The sequence below is a fragment of the Actinophytocola sp. genome, from assembly GCF_036555685.1.
In the GTDB taxonomy this organism is placed as follows: Bacteria; Actinomycetota; Actinomycetes; order Mycobacteriales; family Pseudonocardiaceae; genus Actinophytocola.
Genome location: NZ_DATBKY010000237.1, coordinates 1 through 15,016 on the forward strand (window position 1 = coordinate 1; position 15,016 = coordinate 15,016).

At 71.3% G+C, this 15,016-nt stretch carries 22 protein-coding genes; 8 read left to right on the forward strand and 14 right to left on the reverse strand.

Annotation, left to right across the window (positions count from 1 at the left end; translation table 11 throughout):
* Positions 1-300: 300 nt before the first annotated feature.
* The 3 genes from VH969_RS23155 to VH969_RS23165 form a co-directional block, all read right to left on the reverse strand.
* On the reverse strand, positions 301-798 hold the full coding sequence (locus VH969_RS23155) for a hypothetical protein (protein WP_331977632.1): 498 nt from the start codon (positions 796-798) through the stop codon (positions 301-303).
* A gap of 89 nt (positions 799-887) precedes the next feature.
* Positions 888-1,508 (reverse strand): hypothetical protein, encoded by a 621-nt coding sequence (locus VH969_RS23160; protein ID WP_331977634.1) that lies wholly within the window; start codon positions 1,506-1,508, stop codon positions 888-890.
* Between the two features lie 13 nt (positions 1,509-1,521).
* Positions 1,522-1,908, reverse strand: a complete 387-nt coding sequence (locus tag VH969_RS23165) for a hypothetical protein (RefSeq protein ID WP_331977636.1) — start codon at positions 1,906-1,908, stop codon at positions 1,522-1,524.
* A 127-nt stretch (positions 1,909-2,035) separates the two neighbouring features.
* On the opposite strand from VH969_RS23165, the gene VH969_RS23170 reads away from it, so the two are divergent.
* Positions 2,036-2,203, forward strand: coding sequence for a hypothetical protein (locus tag VH969_RS23170; RefSeq protein ID WP_331977638.1), 168 nt, complete (start codon positions 2,036-2,038; stop codon positions 2,201-2,203).
* A gap of 46 nt (positions 2,204-2,249) precedes the next feature.
* On the opposite strand, the gene VH969_RS23175 is transcribed toward VH969_RS23170, so the two are convergent.
* Entirely contained in the window at positions 2,250-3,434 is a 1,185-nt protein-coding gene (locus VH969_RS23175; protein ID WP_331977640.1) for a PP2C family protein-serine/threonine phosphatase, read from the reverse strand.
* A 393-nt stretch (positions 3,435-3,827) separates the two neighbouring features.
* Between VH969_RS23175 and ligD the strand changes: the two genes are divergently transcribed.
* Positions 3,828-4,070, forward strand: a complete 243-nt coding sequence (ligD, locus tag VH969_RS23180; RefSeq protein WP_331977642.1) for a non-homologous end-joining DNA ligase LigD — start codon at positions 3,828-3,830, stop codon at positions 4,068-4,070.
* Between the two features lie 42 nt (positions 4,071-4,112).
* Entirely contained in the window at positions 4,113-4,598 is a 486-nt protein-coding gene (locus VH969_RS23185) for a hypothetical protein (protein ID WP_331977644.1), read from the forward strand.
* A 33-nt stretch (positions 4,599-4,631) separates the two neighbouring features.
* On the opposite strand, the gene VH969_RS23190 is transcribed toward VH969_RS23185, so the two are convergent.
* Both VH969_RS23190 and VH969_RS23195 read right to left on the reverse strand, forming a co-directional pair.
* The gene (locus VH969_RS23190; protein ID WP_331977646.1) at positions 4,632-5,456 is read right to left on the reverse strand and encodes a cytochrome c oxidase assembly protein; all 825 of its coding nucleotides are present in this window, start codon (positions 5,454-5,456) and stop codon (positions 4,632-4,634) included.
* Positions 5,453-5,995, reverse strand: coding sequence for a DUF2243 domain-containing protein (locus tag VH969_RS23195; RefSeq protein ID WP_331977648.1), 543 nt, complete (start codon positions 5,993-5,995; stop codon positions 5,453-5,455). The genes VH969_RS23190 and VH969_RS23195 overlap by 4 nt, the downstream gene beginning before the upstream one ends.
* Before the next feature lie 108 nt (positions 5,996-6,103).
* On the opposite strand from VH969_RS23195, the gene VH969_RS23200 reads away from it, so the two are divergent.
* Entirely contained in the window at positions 6,104-7,765 is a 1,662-nt protein-coding gene (locus VH969_RS23200) for a RecQ family ATP-dependent DNA helicase (RefSeq protein ID WP_331977650.1), read from the forward strand.
* A 63-nt stretch (positions 7,766-7,828) separates the two neighbouring features.
* Here VH969_RS23200 and VH969_RS23205 read toward each other — a convergent pair whose 3' ends face one another.
* The 4 genes from VH969_RS23205 to VH969_RS23220 form a co-directional block, all read right to left on the reverse strand.
* Positions 7,829-8,512 carry a DUF3618 domain-containing protein gene (locus VH969_RS23205; protein ID WP_331977652.1) on the reverse strand — a complete coding sequence of 228 codons (684 nt, stop codon included), beginning with the start codon at positions 8,510-8,512 and terminating at the stop codon, positions 7,829-7,831.
* Positions 8,509-8,937: a phage holin family protein gene (locus tag VH969_RS23210; RefSeq protein ID WP_331977654.1), complete on the reverse strand. Its 429-nt coding sequence runs from the start codon at positions 8,935-8,937 to the stop codon at positions 8,509-8,511. The genes VH969_RS23205 and VH969_RS23210 overlap by 4 nt, the downstream gene beginning before the upstream one ends.
* Entirely contained in the window at positions 8,934-9,641 is a 708-nt protein-coding gene (locus VH969_RS23215) for a hypothetical protein (protein WP_331977656.1), read from the reverse strand. Before VH969_RS23215 ends, VH969_RS23210 begins: the two co-directional genes overlap by 4 nt.
* 220 nt (positions 9,642-9,861) lie before the next feature.
* A complete protein-coding gene (locus VH969_RS23220) occupies positions 9,862-10,104 on the reverse strand; it encodes an acyl carrier protein (protein ID WP_331977658.1) in 243 nt (80 codons plus the stop codon).
* 103 nt (positions 10,105-10,207) lie between these two features.
* Here VH969_RS23220 and VH969_RS23225 point away from each other — a divergent pair, with 103 nt between their 5' ends.
* Entirely contained in the window at positions 10,208-11,044 is an 837-nt protein-coding gene (locus VH969_RS23225; RefSeq protein ID WP_331977660.1) for an MBL fold metallo-hydrolase, read from the forward strand.
* Between the two features lie 101 nt (positions 11,045-11,145).
* Positions 11,146-11,556, forward strand: a complete 411-nt coding sequence (locus VH969_RS23230) for a hypothetical protein (RefSeq protein WP_331977662.1) — start codon at positions 11,146-11,148, stop codon at positions 11,554-11,556.
* Between the two features lie 4 nt (positions 11,557-11,560).
* Here the strand turns inward: VH969_RS23230 and VH969_RS23235 are convergent, their stop codons facing one another.
* Positions 11,561-11,722, reverse strand: a complete 162-nt coding sequence (locus VH969_RS23235) for a hypothetical protein (RefSeq protein WP_331977664.1) — start codon at positions 11,720-11,722, stop codon at positions 11,561-11,563.
* On the opposite strand from VH969_RS23235, the gene VH969_RS23240 reads away from it, so the two are divergent.
* On the forward strand, positions 11,721-11,900 hold the full coding sequence (locus tag VH969_RS23240) for a hypothetical protein (RefSeq protein ID WP_331977666.1): 180 nt from the start codon (positions 11,721-11,723) through the stop codon (positions 11,898-11,900). The two genes, VH969_RS23235 and VH969_RS23240, sit on opposite strands and share 2 nt — an antisense overlap.
* Positions 11,901-12,095: 195 nt before the next feature.
* Positions 12,096-12,959: a peptidoglycan-binding protein gene (locus VH969_RS23245; RefSeq protein ID WP_331977668.1), complete on the forward strand. Its 864-nt coding sequence runs from the start codon at positions 12,096-12,098 to the stop codon at positions 12,957-12,959.
* 55 nt (positions 12,960-13,014) lie between these two features.
* Here the strand turns inward: VH969_RS23245 and VH969_RS23250 are convergent, their stop codons facing one another.
* The 3 genes from VH969_RS23250 to VH969_RS23260 form a co-directional block, all read right to left on the reverse strand.
* Positions 13,015-13,386, reverse strand: coding sequence for an STAS domain-containing protein (locus VH969_RS23250; protein WP_331977670.1), 372 nt, complete (start codon positions 13,384-13,386; stop codon positions 13,015-13,017).
* A gap of 122 nt (positions 13,387-13,508) precedes the next feature.
* On the reverse strand, positions 13,509-14,297 hold the full coding sequence (locus VH969_RS23255) for a hypothetical protein (RefSeq protein WP_331977672.1): 789 nt from the start codon (positions 14,295-14,297) through the stop codon (positions 13,509-13,511).
* Between the two features lie 34 nt (positions 14,298-14,331).
* A complete protein-coding gene (locus tag VH969_RS23260) occupies positions 14,332-14,946 on the reverse strand; it encodes an RNA polymerase sigma factor (protein WP_331977674.1) in 615 nt (204 codons plus the stop codon).
* Between the last annotated feature and the right edge of the window lie 70 nt (positions 14,947-15,016).

The window sequence follows — 15,016 nt, forward strand, 5'->3', positions numbered from 1 at the left end:
GGCGATGGTGGCTTCAGTGGTGGCGGTGGCGACTTCGGGGGTGGTGGCGCGAGCGGCGACTTCGGTGGTGGCGGCGGCGACTTCGGTGGCGGTGGCGGCGACTTCGGTGGCGGTGGCGGCGACTTCGGTGGTGGCGGCGGCGACTTCTGACCATCACTGAGACGGCAACGAGGGGCCTGGCGGACGCAGATGCCGCCGGGCCCCTCGCCGATCGTTCGGTACGCCAAGGAGTTCTACGGTGCGTCGCCGGCCGGCGCCACCTCTAGTCCTATCCGGACGCGCGTAGCGACCCGGTCCGCGCTATGACCGGGCCGCCGCGGGCCGGACCGACTGCACGAACGCCTGGAAGTCGGCGAAGACCTCCTCGAGCTGTTCGGGCGTGCACGTCAGTACCAGCTCGAGCACGGCGCGCCGGCGCGGGTCGTCGACGTCGTGCATCGACACGTAGACCTGACACTGCACGATCTGCCGGCCCGGGCTCAGCTCGATGTCCAGCACCTGCGTCAGGCCCGGCGAGTCGTCCGGACCGACCGCCGTGCGCTCGCGGACGCGCACCGACCCGGCGACGTTCTCCAGGCGGTGCACCGATTCGTCGGCGATCGCCGCCATCGGCAGATCCGGGTCACGGATCTCGCCCGCGATCGTGAGGTTGGCGGTGAACCCGTTGGCCATCCCGCGCGCCGGGGCCGGATGCAGCGCCACGAACGCGACGCCGGGCGCGCCGGCCTCGTCGGGTGGTGTCGCCTGCCAGCCTTTCGGCAGCGAGAACTCGATGCGTACGGGCAGCTCGGTGGCCATCGAACCGTGCTCCTGTCGGCAGGCGGATCCAGCGCGATTTCGGAGCACCACCATACCGCCGTACCCACGGCCCAACCCGGCGTTCGCGGTCAGTGGGCGAAGCCGCCCGCGTCTGCCTGTCCATGATCGGCGGGTGCACCGGTGGCATTGGACACTCCGGGGTCGTGGTGCCCACCGGGGTCGACGGACATCGGCCCGTCGGCGGCGTGCGACATGCCGCCCCAGCCGGCCGCCGACGGGTCGACCGACATCCCGGGCGGGGCGTGGGACGAGCCGCCCCAGCCGATGGATCCGGGGTCGACCGACATGGGCGGACCGGCGTGGCCGGGGTCCACGGACATCTGCGGGTCGCCGTGGTCGACCGAACTGCCGCCCCAGCCGAGGGTGTTCGGATCGACCGACATCCCCGGGCTCATGCTCATGCCACCTGGTTCACCGGGAGGAGGCGCGGCCTCGTAGCGTGGGTCGAGCACGGTGTCGACCACGTCGCCCACCATCTCGCCGAGTTCCTTGCCGACCCGCCCCAAGCCGCCACGGGCACCGTCCTGGAGTCCGATCATCTTCCCGACGATCTGACCCGCGGCCGATCCCGCGTACCCACCGAACTCCCGCGCGGCATGGCTGTTGCCAGGGTCCCCCGGGCCGGTCGGTCGCACCGGCGGCCCGTGGTACTGGGCCGATTCCGCCTTGGGTCCTACGTTCTGTGGCACGACACCCTCCTCTTCAGAACCGCAGATCGGTTGGTAACCCCGCGAAGATCGCGTACGCGGCCGCGGCGAACAGCGCGAGTACGACGAGGTAGACGAGAAAGACGCTGGCGTTGTAGTTGCGCGCGCGGATCACGGTTCCCGTGGAGAGGTTCTTCACCACGCGCACCACGACCAGTCCGTTGCGCCGCTGCCGTCCCGCCAGCTCGACCACATCGCCGTTGTTGATCGAGCCACCGCGGAAGTACTTGGCCCGCATCTGCGCGGCCACTCTGGGCAGCGGCCGGCGATCGGCGCCGTAGCGCTCCAGGCGGAAGTCCCAGACCAGAGTGATTCGCCTGCGGTACACGGAGGACTCGGTTCGCGGTGCGAACCCGGAAACCCTGCCTTGATACGTCGTCATCGCGGCTCCGTTCTGTTGCTGTCGGTATTCCGGATGCACCGGGGAGCCGGCTGATACGTGCCGGGAAAGGTTTGGCACCGCTACTCGGGGTAGCCCTCGACAGGTGATGTTGAAGGGGTGACAACCGATGGCTCAGTTACCCGACCGAACCGAGCAAGGTGGCGGAACCGCTGACACCGCGCCGCATCCGGTGGAGGAGCACGCGAGCCTGGTGGTGTGGCAGAACACGACCATGCTCGACTCCGACCCGGTCGACGGCGTTGCGGAGGACAACATCCTCCGCGGCATCGACTGACTCACGCGGCTGACCTACGCGGCGTCTGACGTGCGCGGCGCCGCTCTCAGGGGACGTGGCGAGCGGCGAGCAGGGCGATGTCGTCCGTTGCGGCGCTCGTACCGACCATGGTCGCCATGACGCGCGCGCAGACGGCCTCGGGCGGTGCCGATTGGACACTCGACCGCAGTTGCTCGAGGCGCTCGTCGATGGTGACGTCGCGGCGCTCGATCAGGCCGTCGGTGAACAGCGTGACGACCGCGCCGCGCGGCAGCTCGAAGCTGCCGGCGTGCCGGTCGTCCAGTGCGAGCCACTGGCCGACGGGCGGGCCCACCGCGCCGTCGGCGAAGACCGTGGGATGGCCGGGTACGGCGATGATCGGCGGTGGATGGCCGGCGAGGGCGACTTGCATGCGGCTGGTGGCCGTGTCGATGACCGCGTAGGCGACGGTGGCCATCGTGTTGTCCTCGAAGTGGCTGGCCTTGCGGTCCAGCTTGCACAGGACGTCGGCCGGGTCCGGGAACTCCAGCGCGTACGCGCGCAGGGCACTGCGCAGGCGGCCCATCACGACCGCGGCGGTCAGGCCGTGGCCGACGACGTCTCCGATGACCAGTCCCAGCCGGTTGCCCGGCAGTTGGAACACGTCGTACCAGTCGCCGCCGACCCCGACCTCCGCACCCGGGACGTACCGCGCGGCGAGCTCCCAGCCCGGGACGGACGGCAGGCGCGCGGGTAACAGGCTGGTCTGCAGCAGGGTCGCGGCGGCGCGCTCCGAGCGGGACCGGTACGCGTTCGCGGCGAGCGCGAGCCGGTCCGCCACCAGCTGCAGGGCGTCGATCTCGGCATCCGTGTAGCGGCGAGACTCGGTACTTCCGATGTGGAGCACACCGACGACATGCCCGCTCGCCTCCATCGGCACACCGAGCAGCACCCGAAGCCCCCGTTCCCACAGCAACGGGTTCAACACGGTCGTGGCATCGACATGCTCGATCACGACCGGCTGCCGCGACGCGGCGACCCGGCCGGCGAAGCCCGAGCCCACCGGCACCCGAACGCCTTGGAAGACCTCCTCCTCGATGCCGGCGGCGGCCGAGGCCTGCAGCTGCTCGCCGGCCGGGTCGAGCAACAGCACGGTGGCAGTGTCCACTGCGAACAGCTCACGTACGCGATGGAGCAGTACGTCCAGCTGTTCGCCCAGATCCAGCTGGGCCACGGCGGGATCGGTCACCGCCTCCAGCACGCGCTGGCGCAAGTTCGAACCTCCGACCGTCCCGGCCGGACCGTTGTCGGCCGGGACAGCTCGTATCCGGCCAGGTATGGGTGACCAGGACTCCCGCGCCCCGGCACCCCACATGCGCCGCATAACCATCGTCGGCTCCTCGGCCTCGATTCACCATGGGCAGAGCATCGACGCTGCCGCCACCTTCGAGATAGATCTGATATAGCCCCGATTTGTGCGAGGTAAACGATCCGCGGGCTGTGAGTGCGGTCTCGCGCCTCCGGCGCCACCTCCGAGTCAACCCCTGATTCGGCGGGTAGCCGAGGTCATGAGGCTGAGATCGGCTGAGCGACGGCGCGTCGGGCGGTGGCGGCCGGTGACGTCGGCGGAGCTCACCGCGCTCGACGCCCTCGACCGGGAGGGTTCGTGGACCGTCGCCGGTTGCCCACTTCGGGTGACCGGCCGGTCAACGCGCACCGCTACCCGGACGGCGTCCATCGCCCCGGCTTCTGGCACGAGGAGGTCCCCGACCACGCGCCGCGGTGGCTGCACCGGTGGCACAACACCCGAGGCGCACGCCGAACGCCATCAACCGGACCCTCGCCGCCCCGTTCAGCGTCCGCCCGAAACCGCACGCTCCGGTCTGGCCGCGGCGATCGACCCGGGTAGCTCACGAAGCTTCCGGAACGCGAATTCGGGTACCTCGGCGGGATGAAGAAGTACCTCGACATCTACCTCAACGACCAGTTCGCCCTCGGCGTCGCGTGGCGCGAGCTCGCGCGGCGTGCCGCGCACAACAACCGCGGCACCGACATCGGCACGGCTCTGCAGCGCGTCGCCACCGGCATCGCCGAAGACGTCGACACGTTCCGGGGCATCATGCGGCAGCTGGAGGTGCGGGCGGATCGGGTCAAGCCCGCGCTGACGTGGGCCGCCGAACGCCTCGGCCGGTTCAAGCCCAACGGCCGGCTGCGTGGCTACTCGCCGTTGAGTCGCTTCGAGGAGCTGGAGTTCCTCGCGATGGGCATCGAGGGCAAAAAGCAGCTCTGGACCACCCTGCGCGACCTCGCCGGCCTCGGCGGCCGCCTGCCGGACACCGACTTCGACGAGCTGATCGGACGGGCCGACCGCCAGCGCACCGAGCTCGAGCCGTTCCGCGTGCGGGCCGGCACCGAGGCACTCGCGACGACCGCCTGAGCGGGACCGCGTGATCGCTGCCGGTGTCCGGGCTCAACGTGTCCCTTCTCCCACGGACGTCGCTGGGCTGACCGCCGACGCCAACGGTCCGCGGCGCCCGGGCCGGGCCGGACGCCATGCCCCGACCAGCGCGACCGCGAGCGCCAGCTCCGCGATGTCGCCGCCGTAGTACATCAGCACCGCGGCGCCGCGCAGCTGCACGGCCGGCACGTCCGCGCCACCGAGCACACCGGCGTACATCAGTTGCGACAACGTGCTGTGTGCCGTGACCGCGATGCCCAGCAGCACCAGCCGTGCCGGCACGCCGGGGCGGTGCGGCGCGGGATCCGGGCCGGCGACGAGCCACGCGAACAGGTAGCCGGACACGAGGAAATGCAGGTGTACCAAGTGGTGCGCGGCGGGGCGAGCGTCGACGAGGCCGGCGAGGGGAGTGGCGTAGAGCGCGACCAGGCCGCCGACGGTGAGCGCCAGCACGGTGACCGGATGGGTGAGGACGTGGACGGCGCGGCCGCGCAGGATCACGGCCGCGAGCCGGCGCCGCCGGACCGGAATGTTGCGCAGGACCAGCGTCATCGGTGCGCCCAGCGCGAGACACGTCGGCGCCACCATGCCGATGAGCAGGTGCTGCAGCATGTGCCCGCGGAAGTCAGCTTCCGGGTAGGGCGAGAGACCGGGGACCGCCGCGACGGCGAGGACCGCGCAGCCCGTGAGGAACAGCGCCGTGCGCCACCGCGGCGCTTGTTCCCGCTGCCGTGCCGCGAGCGCGACGTACCCGCCGGCGACGATCGCCGTCGCCAGCAACGGCAGCACGACCGCGGCGGTCGAGGTGCCGTGTGCCTCGTGCGCGAGCCCGTTCACGGGCGCGTGTCGTCGCCGTCTCGCAGCAGCGTGCCCACGCGCTGCAGCGACCATCCCACGGCGATCAGCACCACACCCAGGACGAGGAAGCCGAGATCCCACCAGAGCTGGCCCGGACCGGCGCGAACATGATGGATGCCAAGCAGGTGGTGGTCGACGACGCCTTCGACCAGGTTGAACAGACCCCAGCCGACGAGCACCCAGCCCCACAGCACCCGAGAACGCCACATCCGCCCCCGCGCCGTGGTCACCCGCGAGTACAGCAGCCCCAGCCCGATGAGCACGGCCAGCCACGTGAACGCGTGGAACACCCCGTCCCACGCCGTGTTCATCCGCAGCCCCGGCATGGTGTCGGGCGAGTAGGTCGGCAGGCCGATGTTGTCGCTGCCGCTGTTGCTGAGCATGTGGTGCCACTGCAGCAGCTGATGCAGCAGGATCCCGTCGACGAACCCGCCGAGCCCGACGCCGAGCACCGTTGCCGGCAGGGCGATCCGCGGCGCGTCGTGCGTGACCGAGGACGCCGTCGTGTCCGTGGCCATCCTGCCTCCAAGTCCGCGCGGCGAAACCCGGCACGTACCCGGCACGCCGGTCGCGAAACCACTGCGCCCCTTCGTTTCCGGTCCGCCGCGGGGAGGTACCTCTGGGCGATGCCGACGTCGTCAGGACACCGCGCCCAGCTGCGGCGCACCGCCGCGGAGAAGTTCGGGTGGTCCTCGCTGCGGGAGGAGCAGCTGGCCGCGATGGAGGCCGTGCTGTCCGGGCACGACGTGCTGGCGGTGCTGCCGACCGGCGCGGGCAAGTCCGCCATCTACCAGGTGCCCGCCGTGCTGCTGGACGGCCCGACGGTCGTCGTGTCGCCGTTGATCTCGTTGCAGAACGACCAGATCGACGGGCTCGAGGACAGCGGCGCGCCCGCCGCCGTGGCCCTGAACTCCGCGCAGCGCGCCGAGGAGCGCAGGCAAGCGTGGGATGCACTGCGGCACGGCGGCGCGCGATACGTGTTCGTCGCGCCGGAGCAGCTGGCGGGCGACGAGGTCGTCGCCGTGCTGGAGAAGGCGAAGGTATCGCTGTTCGTCGTGGACGAGGCGCACTGCGTCTCCTCGTGGGGGCACGAGTTCCGGCCGGACTACCTGCGCCTGGGCGCGGTGCTCGACCGGCTCGGGCATCCGCGAACAGTCGCGTTGACGGCCACCGCGGCGCCGCCCGTGCGCCGCGACATCGTCGCGCGGCTGGGGTTGCGCGAGCACCGCGAGGTGATCGCGAGCTTCGACCGGCCCAACCTGCGGCTGGCGGTCGAGCGGTTCACCGCCGACGCGGGCAAGCGGGCCGGTGTCGTCGCGTACCTGGGCGAGCGGGTGGCGGATCCGGCGACCAGGCGCGGCCTCGTGTACACCGCGAGCCGCAAGGACGCCGAGCACTACGCGGATGAGCTCGTCCGCACCGGGGCGCGCGCGGCCGCGTACCACGCCGGGATGGCGGCCGCCGACCGCGACCGGGTACACCAGGCGTTCCTCGACGACGACGTCGACGTCGTCGTCGCCACCTCCGCGTTCGGCATGGGCATCGACAAGCCGGACGTCCGCTTCGTCGTGCACACGTCGGTGCCGGACTCGCTGGACTCCTACTACCAGCAGGTCGGGCGAGCCGGCCGGGACGGCGAACCGGCCGGCGTGACCCTCTTCTACCGGCCCGAGGACCTGAACCTGCAGACGTTCCTCACCGCCGCCAAGGCTCCCGAGGACACCCTCCGCGACGTCGCCCGCGTGCTCGAACGGCGCGGCGAACCGATCTCGACCACCGAGCTGAAGGAGGCGGTCGACGCGCCGCCCGCGCGCCTGACCAGAGCGGTCAACCTGCTCGAGGAGGTCGGCGTGGTGACCACCACCGAGTCCGGCGCGCTGGTCCCGGCCGCCGACCTCGACCCGGACCGCGCGGTCGCGGAGGCGGTGGCCGCCGCGCAGGCGTGGCAGCGGCTCATCCGCTCCCGGATCGAGATGATGCGCGGCTACGCGGAGACGACGGGCTGCCGGCGGCAGAACCTGCTGGGCTACTTCGGCGAGCAGCTCGAGGACCCGTGTGGCTTCTGCGACACGTGCGACGCCGGCACCGCCCGGCCACGGCCGGCCGAGGACCCCGGGGAGTTCCCTGTGGACAGTCGGGTGCGCCACGGGGAATGGGGCGCGGGCACCGTGATGTCCGTCGAGGACGACCGCATCACCGTGCTGTTCGACGAGCACGGCTACAAGTCGCTGTCGCTGCCCCTCGTGCGCGACAAGGACCTCCTGTCCGCCGACACCCGCGAGGCGTGATGCTCGAGCATGCGGGTGGGACCGGCCCCTCGGACCGGTCCCACCCGTCTGCTCGTACCTGTCCTACCTGTCGTACCTAGAAACCTTGTCCTGAACCGACTCGCGCGCATGCTGCGCGCGGTCACCGACGTCATCCGCGGCGGATCGGACGTCGTCCTTGACGGTGTCCACGGCGTCGACCGCCGTCGACTGCACGGACTCCGCCGCGTGCTGCGCGGGTTCGCGCAGGTTCTCCTTGACCTCCTCGGCCACCTGCCCGAGCTCTTCCTTCACCGGCTCGCTGTGCTCGCGCGCCCAGCTGGTCGCCTGTTCGGCGAGCTGCTGTTCCGGTTTGGTCGGCGGGGCGAGAGTGGACAGCAACCAGCCGGCGCCGAAGGCGATCAGGCCCGCCGCGATCGGGTTGCCCTCGGTCCCGCGGCGGATCGCGTCCGGTGTCTCCTGTGCCGTCTCCCGCACGGTCTGTGCGGCATCGCCGGCCGCGGACGTGGCCTTGTCGGTGACCGCGGAGGCGGTGTCCCGCATCTGGTTCCCGACCGACGACGCGGTATCCGAGCTCGAACCCATCACGCGGTCCCGCATGGAGGTGAACGCGCTGCGGGCCCGGTTGACTCTGCGATGCACCACGCGGCTCGGCGTGACCTTCTCCGCGAGCACGTCGACGTCCGCGCTCAGGTTGCGCTGCGTGTGCTCGATCTGGCTGCGCAGCCGGTCCGGATCAGCGGCAGGCTCGGTGTAGGGGGTGGTCATGACATGTTTCCTTTCAGGGCGTCCGGAACCTGCTTGACCGTGTCCATGGTGCGTTCCGGGGTGGGGTTCATGGTGCGCAGTGTGCGGCGCCCGGTCGTGTAGAGGACGGTGCCGATGACGGCCCAGAGGACGGCCACGATCAGCGCGGCGAGCCCTTCGTCCATCACGTTCGCGAGCGCCCACCACACGGCGATCGAGGCGAAGAGCACGGCAAGCCAGCCGGCCAGGCTGGCCCCGGCCAGCATCCCGGCGCCCTTGCTCGCCTTGGTGGCCTCGTCCTTGATCTCCGCCTTGGCGAGGGAGACCTCCTGGCGCATCAGCGTCGACAGGTCGCGGGAGACGTTGCCGAGCAACTCGCCCAGCGACACGTCCGCCACGTCGGCTTGTCTACGCGCGCTACCCGGGTCGCTGGTGGGCACGGTCATCGGTTCACCCACCCCGACTGCGGTGGCACCGGCGGCGCCGGAGGCACTGGCGGCGGAGGCACTGGCGGCGCCGGCACGGGTGCCGTCGGCGGATAGGTCTGCTGCTCGGGATACGGCATCGGCGTCGCCGGAGTCGCGGGCGGTGGTGGCAGTGGTGCGGGGCCGGGCCCCGTGCGCCGCCCGAAGTCGGCGCCGTCCTCGCGCGCCGCGGAGTCGTCACTCGAGGCGCCGTTCCCGGTGCTGTCCTGCGATCCCGCACTTTGTGCGGCAACCGCACCGCGCGTCAGCCGTCCGACCGCCACACCGGCCAGGGCCGCGCCGAGGAGGAACGCAGCCGGCTTGCGTCTCGCGAACCGCCGCACCTCGTCGAGCACCGCGCCCGGGTCCCGGTGCTCGAGCCAGGACGCCACACCACGGGTCTTGTCGGCCGCCTGGCGCGCCATCTCGGACGCCATTCCTTCTTCGCCGGCCCGCTCGGACATCTGGTGCAATTGGTCGGCGAGCTTGTGCAAGCCGTCGGCCGCGCGCTGCTGGCCCTGGCGGGCCTGGTCGCTGAGCTGGTTCCTGCTCTCGTGCAACAGGTTGCGCGCCTGCTGCGTCGTCTCGGAGGTGACCCTGCTCGCCTGCTCGCCCACCGTGCCGGCCACCGCACTGCCTCGGTCCGTCGCTGTCCGGGCGACATCCGCCGCCTCGTCGCGCGCCACGTCGGGCGCGGACCGCCCTGTTTGCGGTGACATCGGGTCACCATGTTGCTGAGTCATTTCGCCTCCACCGGAAGTCGTGTCGGGGTGGCGCGTACATACCCACGCTCAATATCGATAATCCGGAGAATTTCGGAAAACGTATTCACCGCTGGAGGGGTAAATCGTCAGAAACACACGGGCGGCCGGCGAGTCGCCGGCCGCCCGTGTGTGCCGCAACGTGTCAGGTGACCGCGGGTCCGGCCTGCGCCGAGCCGGACAGCTCCCTGAGGAACTCGTGGCACTGCTTCGCCCTGGCGGAGTCCTCGGACATGACGCTGCTGAAGAACTCGGCGATGTCGTCCCGCCCGGCGTTCTTCGCGTCGCGGACGTACTGCCCGTAGTCGTGTCCCGCCTTGAGTGCGTGGTATTGCACGGAAATGAGGTCGAACGTGACGTCGTCGAAGCCCGTCTCACCTGTTGCCATGGTCAGCTCCTCTCTCCTCGGTCGCGTTCTGGTACCCGTGGCCGGCACACCTAACCCAGGTCGCGCTTCGAATGGCGCGCTCGGTGGCGGGTACGTCCGCGCGATGGACATCGATGCCACCGCCGGCGGCGTACCCGACGCCTCCCTGTCGTTCATCGGTACGGCGACCACGCTGCTGCGACTCGGCGGGTTCACCGTGCTGACCGATCCCAACTTCCTGCACCTGGGGGAGTGGTCCTACTTCGGCCAGGGCCTCTTCTCCAGACGCCGCACCGAGCCCGCCATGCAGCCGGCCGACCTGCCGCCGTTGACCGCGGTCGTGCTCTCGCACCTGCACGGCGACCACTTCGACCGCGTCGCCCGCCGCGAGCTCGACCGCGACGTGCCGATCGTCACCACCGCGCAGGCGTCCCGCAGCTTGCGAATGTCCGGCTTCCGCAACACCGGGGCGCTGTCGACCTGGGCGACCGAGACGTTTACCGACGGCGCTGCCACGCTCACTGTCACGGCCGTGCCCGCGCGGCACACCGCGGGGCCGCTGAACCTGTTGCTACCGCAGGTGATCGGGACCGTGCTCGAGTACCGGGCGGCGGCCGGCGCGTCGCCCCTGCGGGTCTACGTCAGCGGCGACACCGTCATGCACGGCGACCTCGCCCGGATCCGCGAGCGGTTCCCGTCGCTCGACGTTGCGGTCATCCATCTGGGCGGGACCAGGATCCTGAACGTGCTGCTGAGCATGGACCACAAGCAGGGCGTCGACCTGATCGAGCTGCTCCGCCCGGCCGTCACGGTGCCGGTCCACTACGACGACTACGGCCGGTTCACCTCGCCCGTGTCCAACTTCCTCGTCGAAGTCCGCGACCGCCTTCCCGATACACGGGTACGGCTGCCGCGCCGCGGCGACGTCATCTCCCTGCGCGCATCGGTGGCCGCCGGTTGACCCACGCGGCCCGGTGCCGCTCCGGTAAGGGAAGGCCCGCCGCCCGGTCTCGAGCCGGCCCAGCCGTACACTGAGCTGGATCTTTGCGTGATTCCTTGTCCATGAGGGAGACCGAGCGGGTGCGGGCAGCGGCGCGGGTAGGCCTTTCGCGGCTCCCGCTCGTCCTGTTGCTGGTACTGCTCGGCGTCAGCGTGGCGGCACCGGCCGGCACCGGCGCTGGACTTGTCGGGCACCGTTCGGCGTCGGTCATCGCCGAGCAGGCGTCGACCGCCCCGCCGATTCACGACGATCCGCATCACGGGCTGCGGTTGTCGGCGATGGCGTTGCCGGCTCCGGCCACCGCGCTGCCGGACAGCGGGTGGGCCGTGTGCCCGCGTTCGATCGGCGATTTCCCGCCGCGCGGCAGGTCGACCCGGCCCGAGGTCGGGAGCGCCGTACCGGGCGGCGTGGCGTCGACAGCGCGGCTGAGCCGGGCACCTCCGTCCGCATCCGCTGGACGATCCGAAGTCTGACCTGTCAGCGGCGCGCCGCACGATCCGTCGTGCGCGGCCGTTCCCCCCGCGTCGAGCCGACTTCGTCGGCTGCCTCGGTGGCGTGCACCGCCCACCGGGCCGGAGCGACGCCGCCCCACGGCAGGTCCGGCACGAGCCCCGACTCTCCCAAGAGGACTTTGTTCATGTCTGCTGTCTCTGTTGCTGTGCTGGTGTTTCTGGTCGTCGCGATCGCCACCTCGGTCGGCCTCGTGACGATGATGTTCGTCAAGAACAAACCGTTCTACGGCGCGATCGGCCTGTGTCTCCTGTCCGGCCCGGGCAGCGTGCTCACGTTCGTCTATCTGGCCGTGTCCGGGGTCTGAAGGCCGGTCAGATCGACACGTCCTCGAGGTACACGCGCACGTAGCGGGTGGTTCGGCCGCGGCCGCCCTCGTCGGCAAGTTCTCGCCGCAACGACCAGTGGTTTGCGAAAGGGAACCCGGTCTCCTCGTGGAACCTATGTGACAACCCTGCCGTCTGATGTCACATCGATCCGCACCCTGCACAGCGGAGGAGACATGCGAACAGCTCGACGGATCATGGTCGTCGTGTCGGCTGCCGTCCTCGGCAGCGCCGGAGTCACGGTGGGCCTCTCGGTGGTGGGAACGCCGGCCATCGCCGCGTCCGGATCGGCGGCGCCGGCCGCGACGGTCAACATGGAGGCGGTGGTCAAGGCGGCGCAGATCGACCCGCGCCGGCCCGGCACCGCGCTCACGCCGGGCGCCGAGGACAGCGTGCTCCTGGTCGAGAAGGCGCTGGCCGCCAAGAAACTGCTCGCCGCGAAGTACGTCGACGGCCACTTCGGCACCAGGACCGTCGACGCGTACGCCGCGTACCAGCGCAAGCTCGGCTACACCGGACTGGACGCATCGGGACTGCCGGGACGGACCTCGCTGCAGAAGCTGGGTGCCGGCCGGTTCTCCGTCAACCACGTGCTCACGCCCGGCAAGCGCCTGAGCTCGCACGGCGCGACGATGAACGCGCGCACCAAGGCGATGCTCGCCAAGGCGGAGGACCGGCTGGGCCGCACGCTCACGATCACGCAGGGCTCCTACAACCCCGGCGGTGACCCCAGCTCGGCGGGCACCCACGACGGTGGTGGCGTGCTGGACATCTCCGTGCGGAACATGTCGACCTCGACGCAGACGAAGGTGGTCCGCACGCTGCGCCAGGTCGGCTTCGCAGCCTGGCGGCGCACGCCGTCGCAGGGCGACTGGCCGTTCCACATCCACGCGGTGGCGATCTCCGACACGGACATGTCGCCCGCCGCGCAGCACCAGGTCGGCGACTACTACCTCGGCCGCAACGGCCTGGCCAACCGCGCACCGGACGACGGCCCGAAGGTGAGGAAGGTGACCTGGGAGGAGTTCCGGCGCGGCTGACATCGCGAACGTGCGCCCACCGGCCGCGGCCCGGCCGGTGGGCGCCGCCCGCGGTCTACCCGCCCGCGTGGAATGCCTCGTCCACGGTGGATCGAAGGGCAAGCACCCTGGCCAGGCCGGACACCTCGATCGCCCGGCGGGCGACGGGGCTGGGCACCACCCGCAGCACGCCGGCTCCGGCGGCCTCGTCGGCCGTGACGAGGTGTCGCAGACCGACCGAGCCGAGGAACGTCACGCCGGTCAGGTCCGCGACCAGCACATCGGGTTCGTTCGCCAACGCCTGGTCGAACGCGGCGCGGAAGCGTGCCTCGGTGACCAGGTCGACGTCGCCGACGATCCCGAGCACGGTCCCACGCGGGCTCGTCGACATCCGGACGCTGAGCTGGACGCACTGATCCGGTCGCTGATCCCGATCGCGGCCGGTCATGCGGAACCTCCTTTGTGGTGGCACGACACCAACCATTGCGCCACCGGTCAGCCGCCGGGGACGGGCCGGGTGGAGCCACCGCTGGACGCTTCGGCCTCGCCCGTGGGCGGGTTGCCGGAGCTTCAGTGTCCGCGCGGTGGCGCCGCCGGATGCGTGGCGGGCGCGTTGCCGTTGCCCGGGTCGCCGCCGTCGGCCGGATCGTCTCCGTTGCCCGGGTCACCCCCGTTGCCGTGGCCGTTTCCGGGATTGTCCGGGCGGTCGGTGGGTTTGCCGTGGGAGTCGTCGGGACGGCCGGTGTCCTTGCTCGCGGCGATGGCGTCGCAGTACTCGTCGACGTTGTCCTCGCCGCCCGCGGCGCTGATCAGCGCCTTGAACGCGGGGCTGTCGAGGGCCTTGCCGGGGTTGTCGTCCTTGTGGGCCTCGTAAGCGTTGCACAGGCCGGCCATCGACGGGGACGGTGCGTCGCCGGACTTGCCGGCGCTGTCGCCGTTGTTGTCGCGCGAGGTGCCGGCGGGTGTGTGGGCCGGGGAGTGGACGGCCGGCGGGTGGTCGGCGGGCCGGTGCTCGGACGGGCCGTCGGAGGGGGTCAGGGCGCCGCTGGTGGACGCGAGCACGACGCCGGTGGTGCCGGCGGCCGCGGCGAGGACGACGGCGGCCTTGACGGTGAGGATCTTCGCCAGGGTGGACTTCAGCACGTTCTGTCTCCGTGGGCTGGGGGCAGGAGTGAGCTGAGCGGCCTCGAAGGCGGCCAGCGCCGCCCGTTCCCCGGACAACTCCGCCGGGTGCGCGGGTGCGGCCGCGACGTGGAGCACGGTCGCGAGTGGCCTGTCGGCCTCGGTGGTGGCCGGGCCGCCGTCGAGCAGCTGCTCGGCGGCGTCGCGGCGTATCCGGGGTGATCGGTGGCTGCTCATCTCGATCTCCTTGGCGTCGTCCGCGCGGTATGTGTCACACCGGGTTCGGTGGTTGCAGGTGTGGGTGGTCGAGCTGGGTGGCGAGGCGGCGGAGGCCGCGCCATGCGGCGGTGCGGACGGCGCCGGGGCGTTTGCCCATGACGCGGGCGGTGGCGTTGGTGTCCAGGCCGACGACGACGCGCAGGAGTACGGCTTCGGCCTGGTCGCGGGGGAGGGTGGCGATCAGGGCGATGGTGGCGTTGGTCGTGGTGAGGTCGAGGGCGGTTTGGGCGGTGTCGTGGGGGTCGGGAAGGTCGTGCAGGGTGTCGGTGGGCAGGGTGGTGGCGGGGCGGCGTTGGGTGTGGCGTAGGTGGTCGAGGGCGCGGTGGCGGGCGATGCGGGCGGCCCAGCCGCGGAAGCCGGCGCCTTCGTCGCGGAAGGTGTGGATGTCGCGGGCGATGTGGAGCCAGGTTTCGGAGGCGAGGTCCTCGGCGTCGCCGGGGTTGTTGGCGAGCAGTCCGCGTAGGTAGCGCAGCAGGCCGGGTTGGACCTCGCGGTAGAGCACCCGGAAGGCTTCCTGGCTACCGGCTTGGGCCGCGCGCACGGCGACGGAAAGGTCGGCCGAGGCGCCGGCCGAGAGGTCAGCCGCAGCCGGCCGCACACCTGTCACGGAACACCTCGGGGGCTCGTGTCGTGGTCGTGTGTCGTGCTCGGGTGGGGGAGGGCGACCATGGGGCGGC

Excerpts from the sequence above, each read along its gene's own strand:
- VH969_RS23170 (WP_331977638.1), top strand. The coding sequence starts at position 2,036 with ATGGCTCAGTTACCCGACCGAACCGAGCAAGGTGGCGGAACCGCTGAC.
- VH969_RS23225 (WP_331977660.1), top strand. The coding sequence starts at position 10,208 with ATGGACATCGATGCCACCGCCGGCGGCGTACCCGACGCCTCCCTGTCG.
- VH969_RS23255 (WP_331977672.1), bottom strand. The coding sequence starts at position 14,297 with ATGAGCAGCCACCGATCACCCCGGATACGCCGCGACGCCGCCGAGCAG.
- VH969_RS23155 (WP_331977632.1), bottom strand. The coding sequence starts at position 798 with ATGGCCACCGAGCTGCCCGTACGCATCGAGTTCTCGCTGCCGAAAGGC.
- VH969_RS23220 (WP_331977658.1), bottom strand. The coding sequence starts at position 10,104 with ATGGCAACAGGTGAGACGGGCTTCGACGACGTCACGTTCGACCTCATT.
- VH969_RS23195 (WP_331977648.1), bottom strand. The coding sequence starts at position 5,995 with ATGGCCACGGACACGACGGCGTCCTCGGTCACGCACGACGCGCCGCGG.
- VH969_RS23230 (WP_331977662.1), top strand. The coding sequence starts at position 11,146 with ATGAGGGAGACCGAGCGGGTGCGGGCAGCGGCGCGGGTAGGCCTTTCG.
- VH969_RS23205 (WP_331977652.1), bottom strand. The coding sequence starts at position 8,512 with ATGACCACCCCCTACACCGAGCCTGCCGCTGATCCGGACCGGCTGCGC.
- VH969_RS23210 (WP_331977654.1), bottom strand. The coding sequence starts at position 8,937 with ATGACCGTGCCCACCAGCGACCCGGGTAGCGCGCGTAGACAAGCCGAC.
- VH969_RS23240 (WP_331977666.1), top strand. The coding sequence starts at position 11,721 with ATGTCTGCTGTCTCTGTTGCTGTGCTGGTGTTTCTGGTCGTCGCGATC.
- VH969_RS23250 (WP_331977670.1), bottom strand. The coding sequence starts at position 13,386 with ATGACCGGCCGCGATCGGGATCAGCGACCGGATCAGTGCGTCCAGCTC.
- VH969_RS23185 (WP_331977644.1), top strand. The coding sequence starts at position 4,113 with ATGAAGAAGTACCTCGACATCTACCTCAACGACCAGTTCGCCCTCGGC.
- VH969_RS23200 (WP_331977650.1), top strand. The coding sequence starts at position 6,104 with ATGCCGACGTCGTCAGGACACCGCGCCCAGCTGCGGCGCACCGCCGCG.
- VH969_RS23235 (WP_331977664.1), bottom strand. The coding sequence starts at position 11,722 with ATGAACAAAGTCCTCTTGGGAGAGTCGGGGCTCGTGCCGGACCTGCCG.
- VH969_RS23165 (WP_331977636.1), bottom strand. The coding sequence starts at position 1,908 with ATGACGACGTATCAAGGCAGGGTTTCCGGGTTCGCACCGCGAACCGAG.
- VH969_RS23245 (WP_331977668.1), top strand. The coding sequence starts at position 12,096 with ATGCGAACAGCTCGACGGATCATGGTCGTCGTGTCGGCTGCCGTCCTC.